A 13,984-nucleotide genomic window follows, 5' to 3' on the forward strand; every position below is an offset into this window, starting at 1 on the left:
CAGACAATGACACGCATACAAAAGATCATCACGCTCTGGGGGCTGGTGCTGGCGGGATTCTTGGCGCACAACATAGCCGACCTGCTGCCCATCTTCTGGGCCGTGGACGTAGCCGTGGAGCATGCCGAAGAGGCGCCCGTGGGCATGATGGCCTTCATGGCTATCATCACCTACACACTGCCCGCTGTGGGTATCGCCACAACGATGTACGGCCGTGGCCGTGGCGCGGCGCTCGTGAACCTCATCCTGGCCGCCGTCATGGCGCTCTTCAATGTCCTGCACGATGGCGGCGAACTCATCATGGCTTTCAACCCGGTGCAGGTGTTCGTTCTTCCATTCGTACTCTGCTTCAGCATCCTCTTAGCCGTGGAGTCGTTCAAATGGTATAAAGAAATGGGCGCGGAGTGACGACGCCTCAGCTGCGACACCCGTCGCAAGCCTAACCTCAAGACCCTGTTCCCCCTCTGGCGGGAGCAGGGTCTTTGCTTTCCGCACGTATAAGACCCAAAATCGGTATTGCTTTAGAAGCAAAACCCGACCCCGATTGGAGCCAAACCAGGTGGTTTGATGCGAAACACACCCGCGATTGGGGTCAAACCAGGTGGTTTGATGCAAAACCGACCCCGATTGGAGCCAAACCAGGTGGTTTGAAGCAAAACCGACCCCGATTTAGGCCAAACCAGGTGGTTTGAAGCAAAACCCGACCCCGATTGGAGCCAAACCAGGTGGTTTGAAGCAAACCCGACCCCGATTTAGGCCAAACCAGGTGGTTTGATGCGAAACACACCCGCGATTGGGGTCAAACCAGGTGGTTTGATGCAAAACCGACCCCGATTGGAGCCAAACCAGGTGGTTTGAAGCAAAACCCGACCCCGATTTGGGCCAAACCAATGGTTTGAAGCAAAACCCGACCCCGATTCGGGTCAAACCAGGTGGTTTGAAGCAAAACCCGACCCTGATTTAGGCCAAACCAATGGTTTGAAGCAAAACCCGACCCCGATTCGGGCCAAACCAATGGTTTGAAGCAAAACCCGACCCCGATTTAGGCCAAACCAATGGTTTGAAGCAAAACCCGACCCTGATTTAGGCCAAACCAATGGTTTGAAGCAAAACCCGACCCTGATTCGGGCCAAACCAATGGTTTGAAGCAAAACCCGACCCCGATTCGGGCCAAACCAATGGTTTGAAGCAAAACCCGACCCCGATTCGGGCCAAACCAATGGTTTGAAGCAAAACCGCCCTCAGATTGGAGCCAAACCAATGGTTTGAGACTTTCTATAGCTGTAGAAGGGGGAAAACGAGTGTTCTTTTTCGGACCAAAAACTGCGGCAAGACGAGACACGGGTCCCCGCCTTCGGCGAAAAGCCCCTTATTTCGCCCCCGATTCTCCGAGCCTCGGATAACCACCAACCATTCACCACACACACATCTTACTCGTTATGAAAAAGAACTTCGTCTTAGACACCAACGTCATCCTGCACGACTACAGTTGCATCGACCATTTCGAGGACAACGACATCTATCTGCCCATCACCGTGCTCGAGGAGCTGGACCGATTCAAGAAGGGCAGCGAACAGATCCATTACAACGCCCGCGCCTTCGTCCGTCGGCTCGACGAACTGACCTCCAACGAGCTGCACCTGCGCGGCGCATCGCTCGGCCCGGGACGCGGCATGCTCTACGTCGTCGTGGGCGACCATTACCAGAGGCGCGTGGCCAACTCCTTCCCCGAGCGTATCCCCGACCACCGCATCCTCTCCGCAGCCGTGACCGTGGCCGAGCGACATCCGGACATGCTCACCATCCTCGTCACCAAAGACATCAACATGCGTATGAAGGCCCGCGCACTGGGCATTCCGGTCGAGGATTATTTCACGGACAAGGTGACGGATTTCGTGCCCTTCAGTGAAAATGAGACCGTCTACGAGGGCATCGACCCGGAGCTTATCGACCGCCTCTACGCCACGCCCGAAGGTGTCGAGGCCGACCTTTTCGGGCTACCCAAACGCCCCGAACCGAACGCCTGCTTCATTCTCAAAAGCCACCGAAACTCTGTGCCCGCGCGCTATGTGCCCTTCACCGAGCGCTTCCACCGTGTGGACAAGGGCGCGGCCGTGGGCCTTGGCATCCGGCCCCGCAACGTGGAGCAGAGCTTCGCTTTCGAGGTGCTCAACGACCCGGAGGTGAAGCTCGTCGGTATCACCGGTCGCGCAGGCACGGGCAAGACGCTTCTGGCGCTGGCTTCGGCTCTCCGACAGATGGACGACTATAAGCAGATCCTCCTGGCGCGGCCCATCGTGGCGCTGGCCAACAAAGACATTGGCTACCTGCCCGGGTCGGGCAAAGACAAGGTGGCGCCTTACATGCAGCCGCTCTTCGACAACCTTAACGTGATCCGTGCCCAACTCGCCCCCGGGTCGAAGGAGCTGCGCCGGCTGGATGAGCTCCAGAAGAGCGACCGGCTCGTGATCGAGGCGCTGGCCTTCATCCGCGGACGGAGTCTCTCGGAGACCTTCTGCATCGTCGACGAGGCGCAAAACCTGACGCCGCACGAGATCAAGACCATCATCACCCGCACCGGCGAGGGCACCAAAATGGTCTTCACCGGCGACATCGAGCAGATTGACTCGCCCTACCTCGACGCCCAGAGCAACGGTCTGGCTTACATGATCGATAAAATGCGTGGCGAGCGACTCTTTGCGCACGTGAATCTGGTCAAAGGCGAGCGTAGCGCCCTGGCCGAACTGGCTTCGGAGCGCCTCTGACGATGGCTGAGATCACCCCAAACACCCCCTGCGGCGAGCCGACAGACAGCGCACGTGAACGGGCACTCGTCGGCATCATCGCCGCTGGGGCGGCGGTCAATCTGCTGCTACTCCTCTTCAAATTCGCCGCCGGTGTAGGCGGGCATAGTGGCGCCATGATGGCCGACGCGGTGCATTCGCTCTCGGACTTCGCCACGGACCTCATCGTCTTCCTCTGCCTCCGTCTCTCGGCCCGCCCCTGGGACAAGGATTACGACTACGGCCACGGCAAGTATGAGACCCTGGCCACGTCCATCATCGGCATCGTGCTGCTCTTCGTCGGTATCGGCATCTTCTGGGAGGGGGCGGCTAAGATCCACGCCGTCCTTTTCCTCGGCTACGAGCTCGAAGCGCCGGGCCACATCGCACTCATCGCTGCCCTCGTCTCGGTCGTGGTCAAGGAACTGCTCTATCGTGTCACGCTCTCCGCCGGCCGACGGCGCAATAGCTCAACGATCATCGCCAACGCTTGGCATCATCGCTCAGACGCCCTCTCGTCCGTCGGCACAGCGTTAGGCATCAGCGGCGCCATCTTCCTCGGACACGGCTGGACGGTGCTCGACCCCATTGCGGCCGTCGTCGTCAGCATCCTCATCGTGCGTGTGGCCATCAAGCTGACCGTCCCCGCCGTGAACGACCTCCTGGAGAAGTCCCTGCCCGAGGAGGTAGAGCGCGACATCCTCACCACGATCCTCGAGGACCATCGCATCAGCAATCCGCACCATCTACAGACACGCCGCATCGGCAACGACTATGCGATCGACGTGCACATCCGCGTAGACGGCCACATGACAGTCGCCGAGGCGCACGAGATCATGTGTCACGCAGAGCGCCGCCTGCGCCAGAAGTACGGCCCCGGCACACAGATCACACTGCACGCCGAGCCGGTGAAATGAGATAAGGGGCACCCCTCCGTTCGAGGGATGCCCCTTTTGTTATTATCGGTCGGCACTGGGAGGTGTTGACGCTATACAGGTACACGCTCAGCGGCGGTCATTGTATGCTTTGTAAGGGTTGATGCACGTCCCGGTAAGGGATAATAAGCGGCTTCATATTCTATGACCGCGTCCGAAAGACGGATGTACTCGCGCTTCTCTTCGTCTGAGAGATAATCCATCCCTCCAAGCTCCGCTCCACGACGTATCAGCGCTTCGCAACCGTCTTGATATTCTCTGAATTGTTTCTCTGTTTTGATTTTCATCATCGTCTACATTATGCAAGAGGGAGATAAGACTGGGAAAGACGAAAGCCGGGTACATGAGAGTTTCCTCCGCTCGTGTATCCGGCTTCGTTTTTAGTTGGTAGTTCTTAGCTGTTAGTTCTCCACGTCTAACCGCAGCCCCACTCCCCTTATGGTGGAGATGGTGATTGCGGGATCGGCAGAAAGCAGCTTACGCAGCTTCGTGATAAAGACATCCAAGCGACGAGAGGCGTAGAAATAATCCACGTCGGGCCACAAAGTCTCCAAGATCGTATCTCGACCGACTGTCTCTCCCATGCTGCGGCAAAGCAGGCGGAGGATCTGCGATTCCAAAAGCGTCAGAGAGACGCTTTTCCCCTCCGTATCGCTGAGCGACGCCTTCTCGGCGTTGAACTTCCATCGGCCGATAGGATACGTTTCCGTGTTGTTCTCCATCCGCCCGCCCAGATTGATATTCCGAAGCAGCGCCCGGACGTGTGCGTCCAACTCCTCGGGCAGGTAGGGCTTCTTGATGTAGTTGTTCACACCCACCTCATAGCCCCGCATCACATGCGACGGATCCTCCATACCGGAGGCAAACACGATGGGCTGCAGGCGATCCGTCTCCCGGATCTTGGCCACCATCTCGTAGCCATCCATAACAGGCATCTCCACGTCGGCCACGATGATATCTGGCCGGAACGTCTTCCACAGTTCCAATCCTTCCGCACCGTTGGCGGCTTCGGCCATCTCATATCCGCCGATCACAACCTCCAAGCTGTTGCGAATCATATAGCGCAGCGTGGCATCGTCTTCTACCAATAGCAACTTCATCATGTCTCCGTTTTCTCCTTGTTTTATCTGTGTGTACCTATTCTTTTTATGTCTCCGACGGAACGGGAAAGGTCAGGGTAAACGTACTGCCGCGACCGGGTTCACTCGACACCGTCACACTCCCGCCGTGTTCCTTCATCATGAGCTGTACATAATTCAGCCCCAACCCAAATCCCGTAGCCCCAGTACCAGTCGTCGACCGTTTATTGGCCCTGGATGCACGTTCAAACTTCTCGAAGATCCGCGCCTGCTCACTCTGCGGAATACCCACGCCATTGTCCGACACTCGAATGCTCGCCTGAGCCTCATCGTGGGCATAAGCAATGGCGATATGTACCGTCTGGCCGGAGTATTTCTCGGCGTTCTCGACGAGGTTGCTTAAACACTCTGTGAGATGTGACGGATCGGCATAGACGACGGCATCGTCAGGGACATCGACGCTGAACGTGACTGTTTTTTTCGACCGCAACGGGTATTTCTCCATCAACTCATCTACCATCGGCTTAAGGGCGATCTGCTTACGATTAAGCACAAGTTTTCCACTCTCCATCTTGGCAATGGTCAGCACCTTATTCACGAGCGAAAGCAGGTGCTGATTCTCGCGCTCGACCAGATCGAATACCTCTTGCTTCTTCTCCGGAAGGCTGTCGAACTGTCCACCCCTCAGCATCCTTATCCCGGTTATAATGGACGAAATGGGCGTCTTCATGTCATGCACCATCGTGCGGGAGAAAGTTTCCCTAAGCTCCGACAGACGGTTCTGATCGAAGATGATCTTCACCTGATAATACAACCCCCAGGCAGCAAAGCCGATCAACACAATCGAACTGAGATAAAGCAGCCATACCCTCCGAAGCACATCCTGAACAGGTGAGACGACCACGGCTACCACGGCCTCGGTGCTGTCGCGGCGGAGGTATTGGGGATACGTGGTGATCGAGCCCCACGACCCGCGGAAGGTGGAGTCCGTGCTTTCCAACACCTCGCCCGTCCGGGGGTTGATACGGTTGATGACGGTGCGCGCATGGATGTCTTCAGCGGAGAGGCCGGCGCGATAGAAAGAATCGAGCCTAGTCAGGGAAATCGGGACGTTGCGCTTGATAAGTGTGTCTTGAAAATACACGTAGTCCCCTGTACCATCATCTCGAACCGCGCCTGCTTCAACCTCAACTCCTGCGGGGAAAATGGCATCGATTCTTTCTATGACCTCCTTGAAAATAGCACTCAAAAAAGTCGTATAGCTCACCTTCTCCAGCTTCGCATGCTGCTCCTTATACGTATAGACGGACCACACCACCTGCAAGCAGAGCAGGATAAATAGCGATGAAAACGTGACGATTTTGACGCGTTGAATCTTCATTGTGTCCGCCTGAATTTTTCGTCTTTACCCCCTGATCACTTCCGTGTCGGTGACGACGGCGGTCATGCGGCGGTCGTGGGCGTCGACGGGGATGTGGTCGAAGAGCTGAAAGGCGAAGGCTAGCCCGATGCAGGGCAGGGTGAGGTCAGAGAGCAGGCGGTCGTAGTATCCGCGGCCGCGACCGAGGCGGTTCAGCTGGCGGTCGAAGGCGATGCCGGGCACGATGATGAGGTCGGTCCGTGGCACGTCGGAGGCGGAGGCGTCGACGGACGGTTCCCAGATGTCGTAGGCGCCTTTGTGCAGGCTGTCCGGCCCCGCATAGGGGCGGAGCACGAGGTCGTCGCCCTGCACGATGGGCAGCAGGAGTTGCTTACGGCCGTACCATCGCCCGAGGAACTCGGCCGTCTGCACCTCGCCCGGCAGCGCGTGGTAGAGCGCCACGCAGGCGGCGGATTGAAAGGCGTCGAGGGTCTCTAATCGGGCGAGCGCCTCGGCAGAGAGCGCCTCGAGGGCCTCCGGGGTGTGGGCTCGCTTGAGCGCTGCCACCTGCTTGCGCAGCGCTTGTTTCTGTTCGTTGATCGTCATATCAAGGATCGTTAGGAGTGGTAGTTATGCGCCTTTCATGCGATAGTTACGGTCTAAGGGCAGCGGGGAATAGATGAAATAAGAAGCTGTGGTGGAGCGCAAGTTCCCTATCGTGATGCGTCCGATGGAGCGGATGTGGGCCATGAGCTTTTGACGCCAGGCGCTACTCTCTAACTCCTGAACGGCACGCTGTAGGGTAGCGTCGTCGCGCTGGAAGACGGGATAGAAGCCGTCGTAGTCGAAGAAATGGCGGACGATGAAGGCTTCGAGAGCGGTCTCGATTAGCGGTCGTGAAACTTCGATGAGTGTCGGCCGACGGCGGACACCATTCTCCTCGGCATAGTCAACGAAACGATTGAGTAGCGACTGCTGACGGAGGTAACCGAGCAGTTCGGGGTAGGAATGGAAGGAGGAGAGCTTCTTGTAATTGCGATCGGAGTAATCGAGGGTAAAATCGTAGAGAATACCGTCAGTCATGACCTGGTTGTAATACGAGGTGATGCGCTGCGTATCGCGAGGGATAAAGATGTCAGGCATGATGCCGCCGCCGCCATAGACGGTACGCCCGCCGCGAGTCTTGTAGGCGGCCGACTTGTCGAAGGTGATGCTGTCGGCCGTGTCGAACTCGCCGTGGAGGTAGCGCCGATAAAGATCTTGCTCGTATTCGTCGGTCTTGCCCATCTCGTACATCTTCTGGATGCAACGACCGGAGGGCGTGTAGTAACGGGCGATGGTCAGGCGCAGCTCGGAGCCGTCGGAGAGGGGGATGGGCATTTGCACGAGGCCCTTACCATAGGAGCGCCGACCGATGATGAGTCCGCGGTCGTTGTCCTGGATGGCGCCGGCGAAGATTTCGCTGGCCGAGCCAGACATCTCGTCGGTGAGGACGACCAACGGGGCGTCTTGGCAGGTGCCGCGACCATCGGCAAAGAACTCCTGCCGAGGGTAAGCCTTGCCCTGCACATAGACGATCATCTCGCCGCCGGGAATGAACTCGTTGAGCATGGTCACGGCCGCATCCAAGAGTCCGCCGGCATTGTCGCGCAGGTCGATGATGAACTTGGTGCAGCCCTCTTTCTTCTCTTTGGCAATGGCGGTGATGAACTCGTTATAGGTGGAACGGGTGAAGCTGCGCACCTTGATGTAGCCGATGTCTCGCCCGATCTTATAGGCGGCGTCGACGGAGCGGTTGGGCACTTCGCCACGGGTGACGACAAAGTCAGTCAGCTTCGAGGCATGGTTGCGCTGCACACCGAGCTTCACCCTTGTGCCCTTCTTGCCGCGCAGGGTGCGCATGATCTTGGCCTGCTCGAAGCCCTTGCCGGCGAACGTCGTGTCGTTGATCGCTATGATGCGATCGAAGGGGCGGAGACCGGCCTTCTCGGCAGGCCCACCGGAGATGATGCCGGTGATGAGGATCGTGTCGTTTCGCAGACTGAAGGAGACGCCGATGCCGCCGAACGACCCCTCGAGATCGTCGTTAACGGCCTCCACACTCTCGGCCGGGATGAGCACGGAGTGCGGATCAAGCTCGCTGATCAGGTTCTCAGCCGTGCGGTCGATGAGGTCGCCCATGTTGACCGTGTCAACGTACTGCGTGTCGATGATGTCGAGGATGGCGTTGATCTTGTTTTTGCCCGTGTTGATGCCGCGGAACCGGGGCGACCGCGAATAGAGGAAGATGCCGAGCCACATGCCCAAACAGAGGCACGCCACGGCGCCGACAATTCCCCACAAGACATTCTTACGCTTCTTATTCATGATTTTCTTCGTTGATGCTGATGTAATCGACTGCTATACCTGCGCGGCGGAGCAACTGGACGCCCTCGTCGGTGTGATACTCCTCGGAGTAGACCACCCGCACGACGCCGGCTTGGATGATGAGCTTGGCGCACTCGATGCAGGGCGAGGCGGTGACGTAGATCGTGGATCCGCGACTATTATTTGACGAGGCTGCCACCTTGGTGATAGCGTTGGCCTCGGCATGCAGCACATAAGGTTTGGTCACGCCGTCCGCGTCCTCGCAAACGTTCTCAAAGCCCGAGGGTGTGCCATTGTACCCGTCGGAAATAATCATGTGATCCTTGACAAGCAATGCGCCTACTTGACGGCGCTTACAATAGGAATTTTCGGCCCAGACGGCTGCCATACGCAGGTAGCGCCGGTCGGTTTCATATTGTTTCTCTTCCTTATTCGTCATCGCTGTATCTACATATTAGGAATAGCCCCCTTCATCGTCGTGTGTAGTCACCCTGTCCGAAAAGGGTGCGCAAAAGTAGCATTAAGCGTAAATCGGCATGGACAGCCGAGTCTGGCAGGGCGGGGCGAGCGGGGGGAGATCAGCCGGACATCGCTCCTCCTTGCGCCTGTTTTGTAGGCCAACACCCCGTCGGGCACCAAAAGGCGGCCTGTTTTGCAGGCCAACACCCCGTCGAGGCCCAAAAGGCGGTCTGTTTTGCAGGCCAACACCCCGTCGGGGTCCAAAAGGCGGTCTGTTTTGTAGGCCAACACCCCGTCGAGGTCAAAAAGGCGGTCTGTTTTGTAGGCCAACACCCCGTCGGGGCCCAAAAGGCGGTCTGTTTTGCAGGCCAACACCCCGTCGGGCACCAAAAGGCGGCCTGTTTTGCAGGCCAACACCCCGTCGGGGTCAAAAAGGCGGTCTGTTTTGCAGGCCAACACCCCGTCGGGCACCAAAAGGCGGCCCGTTTTGTAGGCCAACACCCCGTCGAGGTCCAAAAGGCGGTCTGTTTTGTAGGCCAACACCCCGTCGGGGCCCAAAAGGCGGCCTGTTTTGCAGGCCAACACCCCGTCGGGGTCAAAAACGCGGCCTGTTTTGCAGGCCAACACCCCGTCGGGGCCCAAAAGGCGGTCTGTTTTGTAGGCCAACACCCCGTCGGGCACCAAAAGGCGGCCCGTTTTGCACCGTTCCGGGCTGCGCGGTGAAAAAGGCGGTCTGTTTTGCACCACTCCGGGCTGCGCGGCGAAAAAGGCGGCCTGTTTTTTGCCATTCTTAACTGCGCGGTGAAAAAGGCGGTCTGTTTTTCACAGTTCTTGGGTGCGCGGTCAAAAAGGCGGCCCGTTTTTTACCATTCTTAGCTGCGCGGCGAAAACGGCGGCCCGTTTTGCAGGCCAACACCCCGTCGGGCACCAAAAGGCGGTCTGTTTTGCAGGCCAACACCCCGTCGGGGCCCAAAAGGCGGTCTGTTTTGCAGGCCAACACCCCGTCGGGGGCAAAAAGGCGGTCTGTTTTATGGGCCAACACCCCGTCGGGGTCCAAAAGGCGGTCTGTTTTGCAGGCCAACACCCCGTCAGGGTCAAAAAGGCGGTCTGTTTTGCAGGCCAACACCCCGTCGGGGTCAAAAAGGCGGCCCGTTTTGTAGGCCAACACCCCGTCGGGCACCAAAAGGCGGCCTGTTTTGCAGGCCAACACCCCGTCGGGCACCAAAAGGCGGTCTGTTTTGTAGGCCAACACCCCGTCGGGGTCCAAAAGGCGGTCTGTTTTGCAGGCCAACACCCCGTCGGGGTCCAAAAGGCGGTCTGTTTTGCAGGCCAACACCCCGTCGGGGTCAAAAAGGCGGCCTGTTTTGTAGGCCAACACCCCGTCGGGGTCCAAAAGGCGGTCTGTTTTGTAGGCCAACACCCCGTCGGGCACCAAAAGGCGGTCTGTTTTGCAGGCCAACACCCCGTCGGGGCTGCTGTATCGGCCCTTCATTTCGGGCTGACTATAAAACGAAGCCGGATACACGATGAAAATCCCATCGTGTACCCGGCAAACTTCGCTGGCGTCCGAAGACGCCCCGGCAAATTTTGCTGTGGTGGCCGCAGACGCCCCGGCAAACTTCGCTGGCGTCCGAAGACGCACCGGCAAACTTCGCTGGCGTCCGAAGACGCCCCGGCAAATTTTGCTGTGGTGGCCGCAGACGCCTCGGACAGATTCGCAAGCGTCCGCAGACGTCCTCGGTAGGGCGTTAGGCCTATCCAGCGAGGTGAGATCAGGCCTGCGAGAGCAGGTAGTCCTTGAACGCCTCGAAGGTGCGCGCCATCGGCACACTGCGTTTCTCGCCCTGCATAAAGGCTCGGAGCCGCTCGGGGATCTCGACTGAGCGACCCGTGGCCGTCTCCACCGTGTCGAGGAACTTAGCCGGGTGAGCCGTCTCAAGGAAGACGCCCGTCTCGCCCGGCTGCAGGCCGCGCTGCATGAGGGCGTGATAGCCACAGGCACCGTGGGGATCGGGCGTGTAGCCATGCGTGCGGACGACGTCGGCCAGGGTGGCACGGATCTCCTCGTCCGTCGTGCGGCTGCCGGAGATGAGCGCCGTGATCGCGGCATGGTCGCCGCCGAAGAGGTCGAGGATGCGGGCGAAGTTGCTCGGATCGCCTACGTCCATCGCGTTGGCCAGCGTGGCCACCGAGGGGCGGGGCCGATAGACGCCCGTGTGGAGATAGTCCAAGAAGACGTCGTTGCGGTTGTTGGCGGCGATGAAGTGCGACACGGGCAGCCCCATACGGTGCGCGATGAGTCCGGCCGTTAGGTTGCCGAAGTTGCCACTGGGCACACTCACGACGAGGCGCTGGGCACGGCCGATGCGGTCCATCTGGGCGTAGGCGTGGAAGTAATAGAAGGCCTGGGGCAGGAAGCGGGCCACGTTGATGGAGTTGGCCGAGGTGAGCTGCAGGTGGGCGTTGAGGTCGGCGTCCACGAAGGCGGACTTGACGAGCGCCTGACAGTCGTCGAAGACGCCGTCCACCTCCAGCGCGGTGATGTTGCGCCCGAGGGTGGTGAACTGGCACTCCTGAATCGCGCTGACCTTGCCCTTGGGGTAGAGCACGAAGACGCGGATGCCGGGCACATCGAGGAAGCCGTTGGCTACGGCGCTGCCCGTGTCGCCCGAGGTGGCCACGAGCACGTTGACCTCGCGGCTCGCCCCCTGACGGGCGATGAAGTGGCCGAGCATGCGGGCCATGAACCGTGCGCCGACGTCTTTGAAGGCCAGCGTGGGGCCGTGGAAAAGCTCGAGGGAGTAGACCGTGTCCGTGACGGGCACGACAGGCGTGTCGAAGGCCAGTGTGTCCTCTACGATGCGGCGAAGATCGCTCTGCGGCATATCGTCGCCAAAGAAGGCGCTGGCCACGTGGAGGGCGATCTCGTGAAAGGTCATGTGCTTCATCCCGTCGATGAACGCGCGGTCGAGCGTGGGGATACGTTCGGGCATGAATAGCCCGCGGTCGGCGGCAAGCCCGCGGACTACGGCCTCCTCGAGGCTGGCGGGCGATACTTGGTGATTGGTGCTGTAATATTTCATCTTGATAGGGGGAATTTATGCGCCTGCGGCGCAGTAGTCCGGGGGGCTACGCCCCCGGTAGTTAGAAAGAAGTTATGCGCCTGCGGCGCGGTAGTCAGGGGGACTACGCCCTCGGTAGTTAGAAAGAAGTTATGCGCCTGCGGCGCGGTAGTTAAAAGATGCCTCCCCTAACTACCCTCTAACTACGTCTAACTACTGCGGGCGAAAGCCCGCATAACTACCGGCGCGAAGCGCCATAACTACCGGGGCACAGCCCTATAACTACCCGGCCGTTAGGCCGTAACTACCACGGCCGAAAGGCCGCATGACTACCTTAAGAACACCTTCATAAACTCATCCTTACGGAGCAGCCCGTAGCTGCCATCGATGGCGGCGAACTCGTCGTAACGCTCCACGGCGTCGGGGGTGGCGCCGGGCTTATAGATCACGAAGGGGATGGGGGCGTTGGTATGCGTACGGATGGCGCAGGGCGTGGGATGGTCGGGCAGGACGGCGATGGCCACCGGCTCATCCCACTGATTGACGGCGCGGAAGACGGGATCGACGATGCGGCGGTCGAGGTACTCAATGGTGCGCACCTTCAGCTCCACGTCGCCCTCGTGACCGGCCTCGTCGCTGGCCTCGATATGCAGATAGACGAAGTCGTGCGTGCGGAGGGCCTCGATGGCGGCGGCCGCCTTGCCCTCATAATTCGTGTCGTAAAGCCCCGTGGCGCCCTCCACGTGGATCACGTCCATGCCGGCATAGACGCCGATACCGCGGATCAGATCGACGGCCGAGATGACGGCCGAAGAGCGTATGCCGTACAGTTCACGGAGCGTCTTCATGGCCGGACGCACGCCGGGCGACCACGGCCAGATGCTGTTCGCGGGATCCTTACCCTCGGCACGACGCTTCACGTTGATCGGATGATCGGCCAGCAACTGCTGCGAGCGGAGGATGAGGTCGTTCAGGCGGTTGGCCGTAGCCTCAGCCTCGGGCACACGCGCCTTGACGAGCGCTGGACGGAAGGGGTGCAGCGGGATGTCGTGCGGCGGGGTGCAATCCAAGCGCCGATCGCCGCCACGGAGCACAAGCAGATGGCGGTAGGAGACGCCGTGGTGAAAGGTGACATCGTCCGACCCGAGCTGCTCGTTGAGGTAGCGAATCAAGACGTCAGACTCCTCCGAGGAAATGTGTCCCGCGGAGTGATTCTTGATCCGATCGCCGTCAATACAGATGAGATTGCAGCGCAGGCCCAGCTCACCGGGTCGGAGGTCGACCCCCATGCTGGCGGCCTCGAGCACGCCGCGCCCCTCGTAGACGGTGGGCAGGTCGTAACCGAGAATCGAAAGGTTGGCCACCTCACTGCCCGGGTGGAATCCGTCGGGCACCGTGTGCAGTCGGCCAGAAGCTCCGAGCTTGGCCAGCCGATCCATCGCAGGCGTAGGTGCATATTGCAAGGGCGTCAGTCCGCCCAGTTCGGCTATCGGCTCGTCGGCCATGCCGTCTCCCAAAATGATGATATGCTTCATATATAATACGTATGTGGGCGCACCTCACAGTCCGCCCGGGGATTTCGATGTGTTGTAGGGGCGGCAAAAGTAAACGTAGGGGCGGACGCGCGATGCCTGATCGGCAGAGATCGGTGCAAGTAGGTTCCGCCATCTGTTCTTCTCGTCCCGCCGCGGGACGGCGTCTCAACGGTCATTTTGGCCCCGTCCCGCCGCGGGACGGCATCTCAACGGCCATTTTGGTCTCGTCCCGCCGCGGGATGGTATCTCAACGGCCATTTTGGTCTTGTCCCGCCGCGGGATGGCGTCTCAACCGTCATTTTGGTCTCGTCCCGCCGCGGGATGGCGTCTCAACAGTCATTTTGGCCCCGTCCCGCCGCGGGATAGCATCTCAACGGTCATTTTGATCTCGTCCCGCCGCGGGA

At 59.5% G+C, this 13,984-nt stretch carries 13 protein-coding genes; 3 read left to right on the top strand and 10 right to left on the bottom strand.

All coding sequences use genetic code 11. The features are described 5' to 3' along the window. Window positions 1-6: 6 nt before the first annotated feature. The 3 genes from C7123_RS01295 to C7123_RS01305 all read left to right on the top strand — a co-directional run bounded on the left by C7123_RS01295 (window position 7) and on the right by C7123_RS01305 (window position 3,700). Window positions 7-408 carry a hypothetical protein gene (locus C7123_RS01295; RefSeq protein WP_037987289.1) on the top strand — a complete coding sequence of 134 codons (402 nt, stop codon included), beginning with the start codon at window positions 7-9 and terminating at the stop codon, window positions 406-408. 1,031 nt (window positions 409-1,439) lie between these two features. Beyond that, window positions 1,440-2,765 carry a PhoH family protein gene (locus C7123_RS01300; protein ID WP_069175511.1) on the top strand — a complete coding sequence of 442 codons (1,326 nt, stop codon included), beginning with the start codon at window positions 1,440-1,442 and terminating at the stop codon, window positions 2,763-2,765. A 2-nt stretch (window positions 2,766-2,767) separates the two neighbouring features. After that, the gene (locus C7123_RS01305; RefSeq protein ID WP_069175512.1) at window positions 2,768-3,700 is read left to right on the top strand and encodes a cation diffusion facilitator family transporter; all 933 of its coding nucleotides are present in this window, start codon (window positions 2,768-2,770) and stop codon (window positions 3,698-3,700) included. 71 nt (window positions 3,701-3,771) lie between these two features. On the opposite strand, the gene C7123_RS01310 is transcribed toward C7123_RS01305, so the two are convergent. The 10 genes from C7123_RS01310 to C7123_RS01355 form a co-directional block, all read right to left on the bottom strand. Next, a complete protein-coding gene (locus tag C7123_RS01310; protein WP_162597285.1) occupies window positions 3,772-4,005 on the bottom strand; it encodes a hypothetical protein in 234 nt (77 codons plus the stop codon). 114 nt (window positions 4,006-4,119) lie between these two features. Then, window positions 4,120-4,821: a response regulator transcription factor gene (locus C7123_RS01315; RefSeq protein WP_069175514.1), complete on the bottom strand. Its 702-nt coding sequence runs from the start codon at window positions 4,819-4,821 to the stop codon at window positions 4,120-4,122. A 43-nt stretch (window positions 4,822-4,864) separates the two neighbouring features. Further along, window positions 4,865-6,178, bottom strand: a complete 1,314-nt coding sequence (locus C7123_RS01320; RefSeq protein WP_083206908.1) for a sensor histidine kinase — start codon at window positions 6,176-6,178, stop codon at window positions 4,865-4,867. 24 nt (window positions 6,179-6,202) lie between these two features. After that, entirely contained in the window at window positions 6,203-6,763 is a 561-nt protein-coding gene (locus tag C7123_RS01325; RefSeq protein WP_083206909.1) for a 5-formyltetrahydrofolate cyclo-ligase, read from the bottom strand. A 24-nt stretch (window positions 6,764-6,787) separates the two neighbouring features. After that, window positions 6,788-8,524: a S41 family peptidase gene (locus C7123_RS01330; protein WP_083206910.1), complete on the bottom strand. Its 1,737-nt coding sequence runs from the start codon at window positions 8,522-8,524 to the stop codon at window positions 6,788-6,790. Continuing rightward, window positions 8,517-8,963 (bottom strand): deoxycytidylate deaminase, encoded by a 447-nt coding sequence (locus tag C7123_RS01335; protein ID WP_037987285.1) that lies wholly within the window; start codon window positions 8,961-8,963, stop codon window positions 8,517-8,519. The genes C7123_RS01330 and C7123_RS01335 overlap by 8 nt, the downstream gene beginning before the upstream one ends. Window positions 8,964-9,010: 47 nt before the next feature. After that, window positions 9,011-9,730: a hypothetical protein gene (locus tag C7123_RS13110; protein ID WP_173896998.1), complete on the bottom strand. Its 720-nt coding sequence runs from the start codon at window positions 9,728-9,730 to the stop codon at window positions 9,011-9,013. A 43-nt stretch (window positions 9,731-9,773) separates the two neighbouring features. Next, the gene (locus C7123_RS13115; RefSeq protein ID WP_069175516.1) at window positions 9,774-10,475 is read right to left on the bottom strand and encodes a hypothetical protein; all 702 of its coding nucleotides are present in this window, start codon (window positions 10,473-10,475) and stop codon (window positions 9,774-9,776) included. Window positions 10,476-10,755: 280 nt separating this feature from the next. Next, window positions 10,756-12,066, bottom strand: a complete 1,311-nt coding sequence (gene thrC / locus C7123_RS01350; RefSeq protein WP_069175517.1) for a threonine synthase — start codon at window positions 12,064-12,066, stop codon at window positions 10,756-10,758. A 308-nt stretch (window positions 12,067-12,374) separates the two neighbouring features. After that, window positions 12,375-13,580, bottom strand: a complete 1,206-nt coding sequence (locus tag C7123_RS01355; RefSeq protein WP_069175518.1) for a cofactor-independent phosphoglycerate mutase — start codon at window positions 13,578-13,580, stop codon at window positions 12,375-12,377. Window positions 13,581-13,984: the final 404 nt, after the last annotated feature.

This window comes from Tannerella serpentiformis (assembly GCF_003033925.1).
Lineage (GTDB): Bacteria > Bacteroidota > Bacteroidia > Bacteroidales > Tannerellaceae > Tannerella > Tannerella serpentiformis.